General features: G+C 43.4%; 12 protein-coding genes and 4 pseudogenes. 4 read left to right on the forward strand and 12 right to left on the reverse strand.

Features of this window, described 5'->3' with window-relative positions:
- Positions 1-26: 26 nt before the first annotated feature.
- The 6 genes and pseudogenes from PWYN_RS04900 to PWYN_RS04920 all read right to left on the reverse strand — a co-directional run bounded on the left by PWYN_RS04900 (position 27) and on the right by PWYN_RS04920 (position 5,657).
- Positions 27-1,433 carry a sulfatase family protein gene (locus PWYN_RS04900; RefSeq protein ID WP_052087757.1) on the reverse strand — a complete coding sequence of 469 codons (1,407 nt, stop codon included), beginning with the start codon at positions 1,431-1,433 and terminating at the stop codon, positions 27-29.
- Between the two features lie 100 nt (positions 1,434-1,533).
- Entirely contained in the window at positions 1,534-2,370 is an 837-nt protein-coding gene (locus tag PWYN_RS27820) for a helix-turn-helix domain-containing protein (RefSeq protein ID WP_052087758.1), read from the reverse strand.
- 36 nt (positions 2,371-2,406) lie between these two features.
- Positions 2,407-3,651 carry an anaerobic sulfatase maturase gene (locus PWYN_RS04910; RefSeq protein ID WP_036649086.1) on the reverse strand — a complete coding sequence of 415 codons (1,245 nt, stop codon included), beginning with the start codon at positions 3,649-3,651 and terminating at the stop codon, positions 2,407-2,409.
- Between the two features lie 327 nt (positions 3,652-3,978).
- A pseudogene (locus PWYN_RS30800) lies at positions 3,979-4,348 on the reverse strand (SUMF1/EgtB/PvdO family nonheme iron enzyme); the annotation flags it as partial.
- 104 nt (positions 4,349-4,452) lie between these two features.
- Positions 4,453-4,986 carry a chromate transporter gene (locus PWYN_RS04915; RefSeq protein ID WP_036649088.1) on the reverse strand — a complete coding sequence of 178 codons (534 nt, stop codon included), beginning with the start codon at positions 4,984-4,986 and terminating at the stop codon, positions 4,453-4,455.
- Positions 4,987-4,997: 11 nt separating this feature from the next.
- Positions 4,998-5,657 (reverse strand): chromate transporter, encoded by a 660-nt coding sequence (locus PWYN_RS04920; RefSeq protein WP_084146599.1) that lies wholly within the window; start codon positions 5,655-5,657, stop codon positions 4,998-5,000.
- A 173-nt stretch (positions 5,658-5,830) separates the two neighbouring features.
- Here PWYN_RS04920 and PWYN_RS04925 point away from each other — a divergent pair, with 173 nt between their 5' ends.
- A complete protein-coding gene (locus PWYN_RS04925) occupies positions 5,831-7,030 on the forward strand; it encodes an ROK family protein (RefSeq protein WP_036649090.1) in 1,200 nt (399 codons plus the stop codon).
- On the opposite strand, the pseudogene PWYN_RS28535 reads toward PWYN_RS04925, so the two are convergent.
- Together PWYN_RS28535 and PWYN_RS27825 are read right to left on the reverse strand one after the other, a co-directional pair.
- Positions 7,029-7,302, reverse strand: a pseudogene (locus PWYN_RS28535) (RNA polymerase subunit sigma-70); the annotation flags it as partial. The gene PWYN_RS04925 and the pseudogene PWYN_RS28535 sit on opposite strands and share 2 nt — an antisense overlap.
- A gap of 198 nt (positions 7,303-7,500) precedes the next feature.
- Positions 7,501-8,961, reverse strand: coding sequence for a carboxylesterase/lipase family protein (locus tag PWYN_RS27825; protein ID WP_052087759.1), 1,461 nt, complete (start codon positions 8,959-8,961; stop codon positions 7,501-7,503).
- Positions 8,962-9,294: 333 nt separating this feature from the next.
- Here PWYN_RS27825 and PWYN_RS04935 point away from each other — a divergent pair, with 333 nt between their 5' ends.
- Positions 9,295-10,059, forward strand: a complete 765-nt coding sequence (locus PWYN_RS04935; RefSeq protein ID WP_036649092.1) for a helix-turn-helix domain-containing protein — start codon at positions 9,295-9,297, stop codon at positions 10,057-10,059.
- 26 nt (positions 10,060-10,085) lie between these two features.
- On the opposite strand, the gene PWYN_RS04940 is transcribed toward PWYN_RS04935, so the two are convergent.
- The 4 genes and pseudogenes from PWYN_RS04940 to PWYN_RS28540 form a co-directional block, all read right to left on the reverse strand.
- On the reverse strand, positions 10,086-11,627 hold the full coding sequence (locus PWYN_RS04940) for a carboxylesterase/lipase family protein (RefSeq protein ID WP_036649094.1): 1,542 nt from the start codon (positions 11,625-11,627) through the stop codon (positions 10,086-10,088).
- Positions 11,628-11,639: 12 nt separating this feature from the next.
- Positions 11,640-11,723 (reverse strand): annotated as a pseudogene (locus tag PWYN_RS30585) (glycoside hydrolase N-terminal domain-containing protein); the annotation flags it as partial.
- 36 nt (positions 11,724-11,759) lie between these two features.
- Entirely contained in the window at positions 11,760-13,187 is a 1,428-nt protein-coding gene (locus tag PWYN_RS04945) for a family 43 glycosylhydrolase (protein ID WP_036649096.1), read from the reverse strand.
- 118 nt (positions 13,188-13,305) lie between these two features.
- A pseudogene (locus PWYN_RS28540) lies at positions 13,306-13,605 on the reverse strand (sigma factor-like helix-turn-helix DNA-binding protein); the annotation flags it as partial.
- Positions 13,606-14,133: 528 nt separating this feature from the next.
- Between PWYN_RS28540 and PWYN_RS04955 the strand changes: the two are divergent.
- Positions 14,134-15,249 (forward strand): radical SAM protein, encoded by a 1,116-nt coding sequence (locus PWYN_RS04955; protein WP_036649100.1) that lies wholly within the window; start codon positions 14,134-14,136, stop codon positions 15,247-15,249.
- A gap of 11 nt (positions 15,250-15,260) precedes the next feature.
- Positions 15,261-16,370 (forward strand): radical SAM/SPASM domain-containing protein, encoded by a 1,110-nt coding sequence (locus PWYN_RS04960; RefSeq protein ID WP_036649102.1) that lies wholly within the window; start codon positions 15,261-15,263, stop codon positions 16,368-16,370.
- The last annotated feature ends 13 nt before the right edge of the window (positions 16,371-16,383 follow it).

Below are 16,383 nucleotides of genomic sequence, written 5' to 3' on the forward strand. Positions count from 1 at the left end.
AAAAGATTTGTGGGTGTTACGCTGTTTCATTCGTCATATATAATATGAATGGAGGAGTTTGCATACTCCTTTGCATGGTAGGGTCCTCCTTCTTTTAATACCGTCCATAATGGATCGATATCACAGTCCATGGAGCCCATCATACTATCATGCCATTCGTTCAACAGATACACAGCTTCCTTACAAATCTCTTTACATTCTTCGGCGAGATTATGTTGTTCATAAGGGTCATGCTTCAAATCAAACAACATCTCTTTCGGAAATCCATGATAGCCATCGTGATAGGTTCGGATATACAGCCATTCCCTGAAGCGGACACTGCGTTGGCACACATGAGCGCATTGTGAAATTACAAGATACTCCCGGCCGGACGAGTGTTCCTCCAGAATAGCGTCGGCATAGCTTTCACCATCCCAGGATGGTGCCCCTTTAAAGTTCAGCATGCTTGCTAATGTTGGCGCAAGATCAAGGTGATAATGTAGCCCGTGATCCATGGCTCCTCTCATACCGCCAGGCCAACGAATAATCATCGGTATGCGGCAGGTTGCCTCGTCAGCCGTGCCGTGTTCAGAGTAAATCCCCAGTTCACCCAGGTTCTCTCCATGATCCGCACTGATAATGATGGCCGTGTCTTCCATGACGCCAAGTTGTTCCAGCTTAGAGAAAACTCGCCCAAGGTGCTCGTCCAGATAGTGGACCGCAGCATCGTAGTTGTCAATAATAACTCTCAGGTCATCATGTTTCTCTATAGGTCGATTATGCCTGATGTGCCCATTGTATTGCGATTTAGCAAGCGCATTCATGTCTTCAATACTGTGTTGTCCCTTCTTATTCCGGTGAAGCTCAAAGACTTCTTCAGTTAGCCACTCCGGCAAGGGTTCGTTGCCGAACGGATTACCGTAGCTATCGGGTGTACGATAAGGTGTATGCGGATCCCAAAAATTCAGGTGCAGGAACCAATTCTCGGCCTTCCCGTTATCCTCAAGCCATTTAAGCGCCACAGGAAGCACCTGCTCTGCGGTCTCATGCCCTCTTCCACCAACATTGAACACCTCCTGAAAACCGGCGTTAAATGTCCAGGCGGAATGCCGTTCGGAGAACGTGCTGATCGATGCGGTTTTCATGGCAGCCTGCCTTAGTATTGCTGGAAGGCTCTCCATGCCAAGGCGGTCATTGAATTCCCGGTTGACCCCATCTCTGCGCATGTCGGCAGTGGTGCCGCCATGTCCTACGACCCCGTTGTGAATGCCGAATCTTCCCGACATTAATGCGGAACGGGACGGCAAACATGGAGCATCTGAACAATAGTAGTTGGTAAAGGTGACTCCTTCTTTGGCGATTGAATCGATATTCGGGGATGTATTCCGGTGATAGCCATAGCATCCCAGATGATCCGGGCGAAGTGAATCCAAATCCAAATATAATATTCTCATGAGTTGTCCCTGCCTTTCCTTAATGAACGAAATGGTTACTGCGGGCAGTCAGAATGATTCTGCTCATGCTATTAAGAATAATTGAATAGGGAAGCTTCAGCTATGTAGAAGAGGTGTTTGTTTTTGTAATTTTGATACTTTTCCGGTACTCAGCCGGTCCCTTGCCATATACACTATGGAATCCCCTGCTGAAGTGGGATGCGTCATAATAACCACATTTTTGAGAGATATGCTCCACTGTATAATCCGTACTTTCCAGCATTTGTTTGGCATGCTGCAACCGCAACTTTCGCAGCATTTGCATCGGTGTCAGTTTATATATTTTCTGGAATGCCCTGCTAAAGTAGACTGGATTCATATGATAGAGTTTGGCAAGCTCCTCACGTGTAATCTCTTGTTCAAGTCGGTCCTCCATATATTGCAGTGCTTCATTAAAACGGTCTGTGATGGGGGGATCATGTGAAGAACGGCGTCCACCAAGCTTTGTGCTCTCGACAATTTCGTAAAGGAGAAAATATACTAACGAGCCGACCTGGACGTTTCTGAAATCATCTTCTTCCTGCAGCCACAGGCTCCGCAGCTCGTCGAACTTCTTCTCATATTCGTCCCGGTCTCGGATCTGAATCACTTTACCTAAAGGGAATAACTTGAAGAAGTCAACTCCGTCTCTCACCTTGGCATTTATATTAAACAGATAATGTACGCCATCCGTTTTAGAGATGACATTGAAAGGTTCATTAGGACGGTGAATCATCACATCTCCGTCAGAAGCTATATATTCCTCTCCCTCGGAAGAAGTCGTCAATACCTCTCCTTGTCGGATATAAGAAATGGTGTAACAAGGCTGGACGTAATCAAATAGGATTCGCGTCTTATATTGAATTTTCATTACGTCCAGTACGTTTATTTCGAACTGGCTATGAATGACAGAGGACAAAGAAATCCCTCCCGGATCTAGTTTTACGATAATATTCTAAAGCGGCTGACAGCAGTTTTTGAACTTTTTCCCACTCCCGCAGAGACAGAGTCCGTTTCGACCCGGAAGCGGATTGCCGTTGTTTCTGTACTCCTGCATCTGTTCTGCTTTTAACCGGTTCGCAAGCGTAATCATCCGATCATTAGCATGAGCGTAGAACATTTTGTAGCTTCGACAGAAATAATCGACTTCAGAACGGTCGTTAACGTCTAACCAATTCCGGTTGCGGGGACACCCCCCATGACAAAACTGAAGGTATTCACATTTGTGGCATGCTTCATTCATCCTTGACTTTATCTGCAAAAAGTCATCGTACACATGGCTTGCAAGCAATGATTCCAAATTGGTTTGACCGATATTTCCTAACCTATGCTCCTCATCAATAAAGAAATCACAAGGATAGGCATCGCCGTTCGTCTCAAGCACCATCATCTTGGGGCAGTTTGGGCTATGAACACACAACTCTGCTTGACGATGCATAAATACAAGCAACATATTCTCAAACATACGAATGGAAAGCTTCGGTTCACCATCGTTGTACCACAAGTCAAATGTGCGGCATAAAAACTCTCCATATTGTTCGGATGTGATTCGGAAATGCCCAGGCATATCGCTCTTTTGCGAAACAAAGTCCATGCACGGGATAAACTGAATATATGAAAACTTTTGCTCGTGGTAGAATGCCATCAATTCGTCAGGCTTCGTCACGTTATCTTCATGGATCACCGTCAGAATGTTATACTCCACGCCCTCTTGTTGCAAATGCAATATACCACGCATTACAAGGTCAAAGCTGCCTTTCCCGGATCCGGTTAATCGGTGGGCATTATGAATAGACTCCGGACCATCCAGACTAATACCGATCAGAAAGTTATAACGCTTGAAAAATTTCGCCCAGTTCTCATCAATTAGCGTTCCGTTAGTCTGTAGTGCGTTACTTATCATTGTGTGAGGCGGCGCATACTTAGCCTGCAACAAAATCACTTGTTCAAAATACGAAAGCCCTGCCAATAAGGGCTCCCCTCCTTGCCAGGAGAAGGTAGCCTGGCCAGAAGACCTAGCCATATACTGAGAGATAAACTGTTCCAGGAGTGCCGGTTCCATCACTCGAACCGGTTTATTCGGAATTCCTCCGGCTGTGCTGTAATAGCAATAATCACAGGCCAGGTTGCAATCCTCTGAGACGGTTTTCCACATGACATGAAGGTGTTGTGGTCTTAAAGCGGGTGTGCATGCGTTCATTGAACTTCGTTCCTCCGTTACATTCTCTTTTCAAATGGTTGCTTATTCGGTCTGACTGATATGAGACAATACGTAAAAACGCCCGATTCGATGATCTATATGTGTAATTAAAGCATAGTAAGCAGCCATCGCCATTCTCAAGCGACGCTTGGGTACGATCCCCTTCGAAGTAACGGGATTGAATCCATTTCTCTCCTGGTCTTTCTTTATAACCCATTCTCCTATTACCGGATCAGGAAAATCCGCGTCTTTATACAGATCCAAATAAGCTTGAGGACGCTAGCGACGGATACGCAGGTACAGCACCTGTGAAATCCTATCGGGTCAGGAGTACTCCCACTCCGCTTCCGTCGGAAGCCGTTTGCCGGCCCAGCGACAATAAGCGTCAGATCTTGCCATGACATATGAATAACCGGATGATCAAGCCGATCTTTTACATCAGAATCTGGACCTTCCGGATGGCACCAGCTAGCCTCCTCTACCACCCACCACCATGGGGTTAGTGTAGCCACTTGGGTTACCTTCCTGCCCGTCTCTTCGGAAACAAAAGAGTGAAAAACGTAAGACCAACCGAAACGCTAGCATCTGTAATGTAATGTGTTTCCTTAATAAAATAGGCAAACTGCTCATTCGTAACCGCTGTCGGGTCTATGTAAAACGGGGAGACGATCACATTCCTAACAGGTCCTTCCCCATCAGAAAATTGCCCCCCGGAATAAGGATCATGACGGAAAAATCCCTCTTTTCAGTTATTCTCTCTGGAGAGACTTGTTCTCAGTGCATTTATCGAGAAGAACATGTCTAAAAAAAAGCAATCCCGAGAATTCCGGATCCCACGATAATGGTGAGCGGGTGCAGCTTAAATTTCATTAAACCATAAAGTGCAGCAAAAATAATAATCAGTATTCCCAATGACTCCCAAGTAAGGATATCTTGCTTGCTGCCCATAAAACCCAAACGAATCGCGGCAAATGCAATCAACCCCGTTATCACTGGACGCAAACCATAAAATGTTGATTTCATCCACAGACTGTCTCTCACCCGATAAAAGAAAATTGAAATGACAATGATGATTATCAATGAAGGCAGAATCATACCAAACGTTGCCGAGACCGCCCCACCAAATCCGGCTACCCGATAACCAATTAAAGTTGCACTGTTGGTTGCGACAGGACCTGGTGACATACCAGCTATAGATATCACCTCCTGAAACTCCCTTTCCAACAGCCACCTGCCATTTAACGCTTCATGCTCAATCATCGGAATGATCGCGTATCCTCCTCCAAAGGAGAGCAAACCAATTTTAAAAAAAATTAAAAACAGATCCCAAATCACTTCATGCCCTCCTAGATGTAATATTCTGGATAGTTTGAATCTTCATCAGAATAATCGAGGCGCTCTTTCTCCGTCCTTATCTCAATCCCTAATAGTTGTTTTGTTTTTATTAATATAAATCCAATAAATAAGCCGATTACGATCATATAGATGGGATTGATCCCCGAAACTAGTAAAACGACCATTATTACCATAGCGATTGCAGCGGTAGTTTTATCAAATATGGCGTTCCTAGCCATTCGATACGCTGCTACTAGGATTAGGGCAATAACCGCCCCGTGAATTCCCTTCAATGCGGCAATGACTTTCGGTTGATCGGCCCATTGTGAGTAAACAGCACTAAGGAAACAAACAATGATGAAGGTTGGGATCGTAATCCCTGCGATTGCTGCAATCGCACCTCTTATCCCAGCAAGCCGATACCCGATGAAGGCCGCTGCATTTACACCTACACCACCGGGTGCGGCACCGGCTAAAGAGAGAATTTCATCCATCTGCTCTTCATCGAGCCATTTTCGTTTAATAGAAATTTCACGCTCGATCATGGGGATCATAGCATAACCTCCCCCGAAGGTTACGGGACCTATTCGAACAAATATCCATAACAATTGGAACAACAGACCTGCCTTTAGCTCCGTATTCTTCTTATTTGCTTTCATAGTTGTTCTCATGGCTTCACCCTTTTTTTGTCGTATCTTCAGTATAACACTTTATCCCAAAATGGAATTAAGTTTTTTGACTGTAAATACAAGCGATGGGATATGAGTTATACTAATATTAAATTACTGTAACTGGTAGATGCCATTTCATTAGTTTGAACTTATATAAAGCTTGGGGGCATACCGTGGATAATCGCTCGAAACATATTCCATCACCAAAGAAACTCCTATATGATCGAATTGCCCAACAAGGCCCTGTCTCCAAGTTGGACCTTCTAAATATATTTTCGCTTACCAAGAGCACAATGAACCGTTTACTAGAAGAGATGACGAAAGAAGGGCTGGTCATAGAATCCGGCTTTGGGGAATCTAGCGGAGGCAGAAGACCCATTTTATACCAGATCAATCCTTCCTACGGTTATATATTGGGATTAGAAGTTTCCAGGGTATACTCATCCCTTGGGTTATTTGATATGCAAATGAACCCCAAATCCATTGTTCATTGGCGGATGGATCAGACCTTCACACCCGAGAAATTTTTGGATTATGTGGTACATCAGGTACGTGTTTTCTTAAGGGATCACCAATTGGAAGCACGGCAGATTATTGGTATGGGAATCGGTGCGGTTGGTCCTCTTGATCGAAAAAAAGGATTGATTCTACAACCCTTGCATTTTCCTGCTACCGGTTGGAACAATCTGCCCATATGCCAGTTGATAGAGGAGCGAACAGGGATCAGATCCGTTCTGGATAACGGTGCGAATACCGCGCTTTTGGGTGAACGATGGGCAATCAATGGTGCAAGTATCCAGCATATGCTCTATGTACATGTTGGAGCGGGTCTCCGCTTTGCGATGATGTCGCATGAAGGAATTGTTTACGGCACCATGGATATGGAAGATGCTATGGGTCAAATGATCATTCAGACAGACGGCCCCCGGTTAAATAATGAGGGAAACTACGGAGCTCTGGAAGCATTCGTATCTGTAAAAGCATTGGAACAACGAGCACGCACTGTTGTGAGCTTGGGCAGTGACCAGATACTCAACAGGTATAAAGTGAAGGCAGAAAAAATAAATTACGATGTATTAGTACAAGCCTTCCGGGATGGTGATCCTGATGCGACTGAAATATTCATTCAAGCGGCTGGTCATTTGGGAATTGGCCTTGCCAACGCCATAAACCTGTTTCATCCTGAGACAATCATTCTAGGAGGAGCGCTCATCCACTCTCATGAGTCATTCTTTCGAACCGCGGTAGATGTCGCCAAAAAAAATATTTACCGTTATTCCGAATATCTACCTCATTTTTCCCTGGGTACTTTGAAGGAAGAAGCAGTGGTGACTGGAGCAGCTATTATTGTCAGAAACCACATGGTGCTATAGTCCGCTCTTCCCCACCTGTATCCAGCCCAAACCACCCAACAACCACTTCCTTCGCGATCTACTGTGAGCAGCAGATCATCGGCTCCTGATCCCAAAATATCTATCAACGTAATTTCGTTGCCTTCCTTGTCCGTTCCAATCGGATCGTGCAGCGACACGTCCTTACGGGTCTTTTTCAACGATCTTAAGTGCTTAGTCCCCTTATTGGGGCGGTAGCTTTCAATGGCTTTGATGAGTCCAATCGTTCCGATCGAGATTAGGTCCTCCATGTCCAAGAACAAATTGTTTCTACGTAGTAAAGCCTCGCATCATCATTTTCATGCATTCCTATTGCTTAGGTTAATACGACTTATGCCGAAGCTTAATTGGGTACAACTTCTCGTCATTTCCCACGGGTGTACAATTTCCAATCCTCAACAGGGAAATGATTTTTAGGTTATTCTCCCCCTGCGGCATCTTTGGTCGTCAAGTTATTTCACAGGATCATCCAGAGTTATGACTTGTCTCGGAAACTGTTTGTCGTAGGCATGAAGATCGATAGTTTCCACATACGGATAGTCTTCCAAAAGGAGACGATGATCACCAGCACCTGAACGGCAGGCAGGCCAATGAGGCAGCAAAGAATTGTTCGGATCGTCGTTAAGAATAAAAGCCATCCAGGTCTCATTCATGAGCCGAGACATATAGGCATGCTCCGGAGGGTAACCCTCAGCTTTTTCCCTTTTTTCCACTCCAAAAAGATAGACCATTTCCGAGGAATGATCTGGTAAGCCATTCCCAACAAAATCCCACCGGTAGCACCATATCTTTGAACCGTATTCCGCCAAGAGCTGTGTTAAACTAAGGCTTGCATTACCATACATATATCGGGTCTGTAGGGTGGAAAAAGCCAAACCGGGATGCATAGTATCACGAAGCTGTCTGTATTTACTCAGGAGATAACCGCTGTTGTACCCATAGCTGTATGACAGCTTATCTGGAACTTCAGCCTCATCAAATGCCTCATGCGGATCAGCCTGACCAAGTTCATCCCTGTTATATCCAATAAGCACTGGAATACCTGCTAACCTGCCTGTGGAGATGAAGCTTTCTGGTGGTTCCTCTAGCACACGACCGTCTACGACAGGACCGAACAAATGGACGGGCAAAATATGCTCGTATGCCTTTATCTGCCCGTTCAATAGTTCCTCCGCGCTTATGCTCAGGAGTTGCTGCGTACCGTTTTCACCCAGATCAAGGGCATCTACTACAAATGATGCCAGGACTGCTGCCGTTACCCGGTCGCGCATGCACTGAATTCCACCGCTTTGAATAATGACCTTGTGGAACATACCCTGAGCGCGTGGAGTCACCATCAGATTCGCCGCTGACTTTCCGCCTGCTGATTGACCCATTAGCGTGACATTCTCCGGATCACCTCCAAATTCAGCAATATTATCCCTGACCCATTGCAACGCGCATAGCTGATCCAGTAGGCCACAATTTCCGGATTCTGCATATTCTTCTCCTAGCCTGTCTCCCAGGTACAAATAGCCGAAAGCCCCTAGCCGGTAGTTCGGAGCAACCATTACGGCCTCCTTGTCTCGAATCAAGCGTTGACCAGTCGAAAATTCATCGGAATTGGAACCTTCAATATGTCCGCCGCCATGAATATAAAAGATAACCGGTCGTTTCTTACCGTCAATCCCCGGTGTCCACACATTTAAGTTCAAGCAGTCCTCTGAATACACGTATCCTTCATCCTGCTGTTGTTGCATTGCCCGGTTGCCATAGAATTTCGCCTCAAGTACTCCATCCCAGGCCTCCAAGGCTATCGGCGGCTTAAATCTCAACGCCCCAACGGGCGCCCGCGCATAGGGGATACCCTTGAATACAATCATATCTTTCTCTATGTAACCCCTAACCTTCCCGGATTTGGTTTCTGCAAGCAAACTGTCATCTCCTCTCTAACCAAACTAATAAAATGATTTTGAATAGCTGCATGACAGCCCGCTTACTTTAACAAATATTACTAATTGCAGTGCTAAGACTTGGGCAGAATATGCTCTGAGTATTATCCAAATTATAACATCAAGTTTCAAATGTTTTACATGGAAATCCTACTTGTTATATAACTTTCCTGAACTATACCTCTGAAATTTAGCAGCAAAAAGGCCAACCAGCAATCACTGGTTGACCTAATAGTACGAATCTATTTCCGCTGTGTTCATCTCTATTTAAGTCCCTATGATATAATTTAGCTATGCCTGCTAGGAGGGGAAAAGATGGCCCATATTCACTATGTTGAGTGTAATACTACGCACGCGAGCAATTTTGTTATAGATGTTCCCGTGGGCTCTCACTGGCTCCTTGTAATCACCAAGACCCCGGCGCAATTCTGGGTAAATGGCGGGCTTAAAGAATACCCTGCCCACAGCGCAATTCTCTATAGTCCATCACAGAAAGTCTATTATCGAGCCTGCGCCGACCATTTCGTCAATGACTGGATCCGTTTGGAATCCGATGAACCTTACATTACAGAATCTCCACTTCCGCTCGGTGTTCCCTTTGCCTTGAGTGACCCTTACTATTGCCATAAGCTGTTTGAACTGATTGTCATGGAACACAATTTTAACCGGGATTGCAAAGAATCTTCCATCGATTATTTGCTACGGACGCTGTTCAACAAGTTATGGGAGTCATACTTCCAAGATGATATTACACCTCAATACTACAAATTACTTAAACTGCGCACTGCTATTCAAACCAACTCGGGAGATTACTGGACCGTTTCGAAAATGGCGAGTTTTCTTCAGATCAGTCCAGGCTATCTTCAGAATATCTACAAAAAAACGTTTGGAATCTCCTGCATGGATGACGTTATCAACAGCCGAATTCGTATGGCAAAAGAATACTTAATTCACAATGCTCAAAGCATTGCTGAAGTAGCTTCACGGTGCGGATATCAAAATGTGGAACATTTCTGCCGGCAATTCAAACAAATGACAGGGCATACACCAAGAAATTACCAGAAGCATTCAAGAGGTTAATCTCCGAATCATATTTTGTCAGCACCTCATTCCTGTTGAAGCGCAAATCTGTTCTTCTTAAAATACTGCTGCACAAGGAAAATCATCATCTCAGTCGGTTGTTGTTTGGAATACTCGACCTGATCTGTGAATAGCATTCCATACGGCTCTTTAGATGTATAGGGCTCCCATCGAGGTAATTCCTCCCCCGTAGAGTCTTGGCCGTTCGGGTCTCCTGAACGGATGAAGTTGGCCCAATAATTGCACATCTGACGGGCCAAATCATAGTGCTTACCGACAAACGGTCTCCAGCATTTAGCAAGCGTCTCAAAAAAGAACCAGAGATCCACCGAGTGGAAGGGTCCTGGATTGTCCCAGCCTGGTATTTCAGCATCGAAATTATAATAGAACAACGGAGTCTCGCCACCGATGTCGGCATGGGTCTGTGCAGCAAGGCGAATCGCGTATTCTATCCCATTTACTGAAGCCCTCTTCTTGACCTCCTCAATATTATCCGACTGAACGCCACTAAGTTCCAGAAACGTACTGGCATCGTCGCCGAACATATCTACGGCCATCTTCTTGAAATCGTTAATTGTCTCAGTATCCGGGACACTAAAGAATTCGGAAGAGGTATGACCGAACATTACCGGCACCATACAGCGCTTGTTTTGAAGGAATAAATCAAACGGATTGCCTACCTGGAACACCTGATCTGTGACTGTGCCCCAGAATCCTTGGTACTCTACAGCCTTGTCGCGAAGATAGATCGTATCCAGTTTTCGGGCCTCCGAAAGTGAGGATACACCGAGATAATTGAAAAATTCGACACCGTCCTGTTCAGCCTCTTTCAAATCATTCCGATGTAAAGGCATAAGTGTTCCCGGGTAAAGATTCGTAAAGGTACCACTTTGAATAATCGCCCGATGAAAAAGACCCTCGTTCTGAGGCGATGTGAGCTGGCTCATAATACTAAAGCCACCGGCGGATTGTCCACCTACGGTGATGTTATCAGGGTCGCCGCCGAATGCAGCAATATTACGCTTAACCCATCTTGTTGCTGCCTGTTGATCGAGGTTACCAAAGTTAGCGGGTGCCTCCGGTGCTTCCGCCGTTATTTCGGGATGACAGAGAAATCCGAAAACATTCAGACGATAATTGATTGTGACCACCACAATACCCCGGCGTGCAATGCGTTCGCCATCGAACTCCATCTCAGCTGGATGGCCTACCTGTAATCCTCCGCCAAAATACCATACATATACCGGAAGTTTTTCGTTGGTATGATTGGCAGGCGTCCATATATTCAGATAAAGGCAATCCTCACTCATAACGATATCTGGTTCTACGGCCCATTCCCGGGTATAGATGTTGTTGTCGTCGATTTCTTGCCTAGCCTGCATTGAGATTGGCGCGAACTCGTAGGCTTGCAGCACACCTTCCCAATCTTTAGCCGGTTGCGGGGAGCGCCAGCGGTTTTCACCTATAGGTGGAGCAGCGAACGGTATCCCCTTGAAGCTCGCAATTCGGGGGTCGGCTGCCGGCAACCCCTTAACCATTCCATTCTCAACATTGACTAATCTAAGCATGTTATCGACTCCTTAGTTAGGCGAATTACTTCTAGCAACCAGCCGCCCGTTTCCTATCGGCAAAGCCTCGTTCCACTCTCCTGCAGGTTGGCTGTACCCTAATCGCTGCTTGTATTCAGATTTACCTCTCGGTTATTCCAAAGTAAATGAAGCCAGACTAGCAGCGCCATTTCCGGTATATGTAAAATACAGTGCCTGTACGCCGTCCGGAATAACCAGGTTAGTAGAATATTCTTTCCAGACATTCGTATAGCCTACCGGTATCCGCCCAAGTGCTGGTCCGTCCCAGCTGGTTTTGACTTCAAAAGCACCCTGGCAATATCCGCGCACCTTGATTTTGACCTTGGCCACTCCCTCGCACACGAAATATTTAAAACCGGCGGTAGCCGAATCTGTCATATTGGCAATATAGCCGATTTCCTCTTCATCGTCTCTGCCGTCCTGGGTAATCTTCGGAAACCGGCTGTCCATCCATGCTCCGGTACGGCCGAAGCCCCCGGTGTACATTTCCTGATCTTTGCAGAACAAATGACAGGCCAGGTATGCCGGATATTCTCCCCATCCTTCGAGCGGTGCCCCGTTCGGACCACAGGATGTAATCTCCACCTGGGGAATAGTACCATCCTCACGAAACTCTATCCTTTCGATACAGCCCTGCCGGCTGAATGCCGTCCCGTTGGTGTGCCTGTGATAGAAGATGTACCATTCACCGTTGATTTCAATAATGCTGCCATGGTTATTGCCTCCATAATACATCGGTTGATCCGCCGGCTTGTACGTATCCATATGAAGATCACAATTACTTATAATGACTCCCTGGTATATGAAGTCTCTGTTCGGATGCTGGCTGGTCGCATAGCACAGTTCATGCATGGAAATTGAGGAATAGATAAGGTAATAGGTATCTCCCCTTTTGCGGATGGAAGGAGCCTCGAAGAACTCAAACCCTTCGAATCCACTACCCTTGCTATAGGGCTGACTCGGCGCAACAAATACAGGTTCTTCAATAATTGTTAGCATATCCGGACCAAGTACCGTTGCCATCGCACCATTTCTGGAAAGGTCTCCATACGCGCAAAATCCGGTATACAAGTAGGTGTTCTCTCCTTCTGTCAGTACACCTGGGTCAAACTGCGGCTCGTCGCCTCCCCGCTCCCCCAGGCGTGTTCCATCCGCATATCTTACATAGCCGTAGAATTCATATTTTCCGCCCGGCTTGTCGCAGACAGCGACCGAAACGACTGGAACCTTGTCCAACACATAATAGAGATAATAACGTCCGTCCGGTCCCACGGTGACATCCGGTGCATACAGGCACATGCTGCCTTCCGGATTAAGCGGGTCATCCGTAGTCCGGTAGATGACTCCCTCATACTGCCAATCAGCCAGATTGTCCTCAGGTGCCGACCAGCAGACATAGTCGTTCAAGCAAAAAGCGTGTCCGTTAAAACGGTCATGCGAGCCGTACACATACACTCTGCCTTCAAAAACATATGGTTCGCCGTCAGGGATATACTCCCAAGAGGGTAGATATGGATTAAATCCTTGTTTTGTTGGCATTGGAATCTCACCTTTGTCATTATTAATTTTGGCTTGACTGTTTATCCCTTACAGTATAGTTAAGCAGCCCGAACGAAGTCCATGATATATAGCCACTTAAAATTGATCTATTCTCAGATCATGGGTCTGATCCCGGAAACCTATTCCAAACTTGCCGTTTCACCTTATAAAACTCATGATACAGCTTCATGAGCGCCCTTTTCTCAATCCGCGATACATAGCTGCGCGATATCCCCAGTTCCTTAACAATCTCCCGCTGCGTCCGCTCTTCCCCGCCTGTATCCAGCCCAAACCGTCTAACCACAACTTCCTTTTCCCGATCATCCAGTATCTCAAAATTCCGATATATTTTACTCTTCTCAATATTAAGATCTACTGTGAGCAGCAGATCATCGGCTCCTGAACCCAGAATATCTATGCCCGATTTTGCTTCTTCTTGCAGCCGGAGGGATTCTTTTTGAAGCTGCCCATCGTCCCATGCATGCAAATTCCGGTTCCTAATGAGCTCCGCTTTGTCCCGATAATACTTCAGCTTATTCTGGGTATCGCGGTCTTTGAATTTTTGCATCAACGTGACAGCTACATTCATCGGAATTTGATCCCTCCTCGGTAGAAATACGCGATTCTATAGTGGTCAGACGTTTCAAAGGACATTTTAGTGTATAAATCTCTTTGGAGAATTCTATGAAATGAAAAAATAAAAAGTAATCCTAATATTGTTAAATTTATCACATATATCTTTTTAAACAATATATATAATCATTTTCATAATAATGGAAGTGAGGTGATATTATATGGTAAAAAAACAACCAAAGAAAAGAAAACAAATTATCTTAGGAATTAATTCTTGCTGTTAATCAAGTATTACCTAAAAAGTCTCTCTATTAAATTAGAGAGGCTTTTTTAAGAAACTTATTAGTTAAGAGCCTATAAGGGAGGTAACCGAATGTATATAAAATGGAATTTAACAAAAAAGTGCACTTTAAACTGTAAATTTTGTCATAATGCAACAGAAAGAAAAGATTGGAGCCGGGATATAGGTATTGAACAATTAGATCAAATTATTAGCAATATATCCAATCATGAGAACCTTGAAGGAGTAAGTTTGCTCGGAGGAGATCCTTTGGATTATCAATACATTTTACAGTTAGCCGAACGCTTGGAGTTTCATAACATTTCTTTTGGATTTATTACAGCCGGTGAAGAGATTTATAAGGGAACTTACGATGCAATTTTATTAAATAAAAATCTAAACTTTATAGGGTTAAGTATTGATTCTTTAAACCCTGACACCGTTAAATATGTTCGAAATAAAGATATGCTTCAGCGTCAATTGGATTCTTTAGATCATATTATGAATCTTAGAGCCAAGTTTAATCTCAATTATAAAATCTTTACAAATACAATATTTATGAATGTAAACCAACACGAGATTATTAATTTAGTGAATTTTTTCAAGCAAAAGAAAGTGGATAAAATACAGATTCTTGAATACAAACATTCTAATAAGTCTGCATACGATTTCTCAGTCGGTTTAGAAGAAGAATTGAAATTTGTTAACGATATTTCTTCCTATATTAGAGAGAATCAAGGAGAAGACTTCTCAGAACTAGAATTGTGTTTTTTACCGGAACCAGGCAAAGATTACTTACGAAGAATATCTTTAAATGAAAATATTAGTCGTGGAACTTCTAGTAAATGCCCAATTTTTAGAGACACACTTTTTGTATCAAATGATGGTTTTGTCTATCCATGTGATAATTACAAGCCATATTTTAGAATATCCCAGACAACGAATGAACCAGAAAAGACTTATAAAATAGAAAACTTAATAAAAAAACAACTACATACAATTACTGAAAAGAATGAATATTTCAAAGAAGTCAAATCATTGGCAAGAAAACCAAAAGAAGAGCTTTTTGGTAATCTAGAGCCTTGTAATAAATGTAACCACTTGCTAAAAGAATGTTTCCCATGTTTACAGTATTCAACGAGTAGTACAACACAATCATTTGTTTATGAGGACAAGTGTAAATTTTACATGGAAATTTCCAACTTTTAAGGGAGGACATTATGATTAAGAAACCCGAATTAAGATATTTACATATGGATGTCACTGTAAAATGCAATTTAACATGCAAGCATTGTTTTTATGGCGATTTTAATAAAAAGGAATTTTTTCATCAAGAAGTAGAGTTAAATAGAATGTACGAGCTTGTTGATGAAGCTAAAGATATGGGCTGTGAAAGAATTATATTATCCGGGGGAGAAGTGTTAACGAGTAGTAAGTTTTTCCCTATGCTAGAATATTGCAAAAACAAAGGAATTAAGAATATATTAATTACAAATTTAACGTTACTAAACGATAACAATTTATCTAAATTACAACAATATGCCGATAACATAATAGAAATAAAAGTAAGTTATGAGGGAAGAAATAATGATTTCATTAGAGGTATCGGTACTGAAGATAAGATATTAAGCAATTTAGAAAAACTAGATTTTCACAAATTACCTTGGACAATAAATACTATTATTAATAAATTCAACGTGAATTATTTAGATGAAATTTATCAGTTTCTTAAAACACATCATCCTAAGGCTTGGAGAATTGACATTCCTTTTAATACAGGTCGTTATAAGCATTATAAAAATGATATTCATGAGGAAGATTTCGATCTGATTTTCAAAAATTTATCAAAGGTAATAGAAACTTATTTACAAGAAAATCCGGATTTTGAACTTTGGATTTTTAACGTTTATCAACCAGGCATGGAAGATTGTGATTTTGTTGAAAAAACTCCGGATATTCACCCTTGTGCGTATAACAAAAGAAATTTAGGAATTAGAGGTCTTGGAGAAGTGACGCCTTGCTCAAGATTTCTTGAACTGGCACTGGGAAATGTGAAAAACTCAAGCATTCGGGATGTTAAAGACAGCGCTCAATTTAAAGATTTCTGGAATATCAAATTATCAGACTTTGAAGAATGTTCGCAATGTAAATACTTAAAAATATGTGGTTGTGGATGCAGAGCTTTCGCTTACGAAGCATATGGAGATATATTACGGAAAGATCCATTAAATTGCGAGGTTATGCCACTGTTTGAAAAATACATTATACCTTTGTTTTCCCAAGAAACTCAGGATTCCTTCAACCGATTAACCACCGTTAATAGCTTTTAATATTTTTTCGGAG

This window comes from Paenibacillus wynnii, assembly GCF_000757885.1.
GTDB lineage: Bacteria > Bacillota > Bacilli > Paenibacillales > Paenibacillaceae > Paenibacillus_AQ > Paenibacillus_AQ wynnii.

What these genes read in the sequence shown, in the direction of transcription:
- PWYN_RS04900 (WP_052087757.1), bottom strand. Translation starts at nt 1,433, where the DNA reads ATGAGAATATTATATTTGGATTTGGATTCACTTCGCCCGGATCATCTG.
- PWYN_RS04910 (WP_036649086.1), bottom strand. Translation starts at nt 3,651, where the DNA reads ATGAACGCATGCACACCCGCTTTAAGACCACAACACCTTCATGTCATG.
- PWYN_RS04920 (WP_084146599.1), bottom strand. Translation starts at nt 5,657, where the DNA reads ATGAGAACAACTATGAAAGCAAATAAGAAGAATACGGAGCTAAAGGCA.
- PWYN_RS04935 (WP_036649092.1), top strand. Translation starts at nt 9,295, where the DNA reads ATGGCCCATATTCACTATGTTGAGTGTAATACTACGCACGCGAGCAAT.
- PWYN_RS04940 (WP_036649094.1), bottom strand. Translation starts at nt 11,627, where the DNA reads ATGCTTAGATTAGTCAATGTTGAGAATGGAATGGTTAAGGGGTTGCCG.
- PWYN_RS04945 (WP_036649096.1), bottom strand. Translation starts at nt 13,187, where the DNA reads ATGCCAACAAAACAAGGATTTAATCCATATCTACCCTCTTGGGAGTAT.
- PWYN_RS04955 (WP_036649100.1), top strand. Translation starts at nt 14,134, where the DNA reads ATGTATATAAAATGGAATTTAACAAAAAAGTGCACTTTAAACTGTAAA.
- PWYN_RS04960 (WP_036649102.1), top strand. Translation starts at nt 15,261, where the DNA reads ATGATTAAGAAACCCGAATTAAGATATTTACATATGGATGTCACTGTA.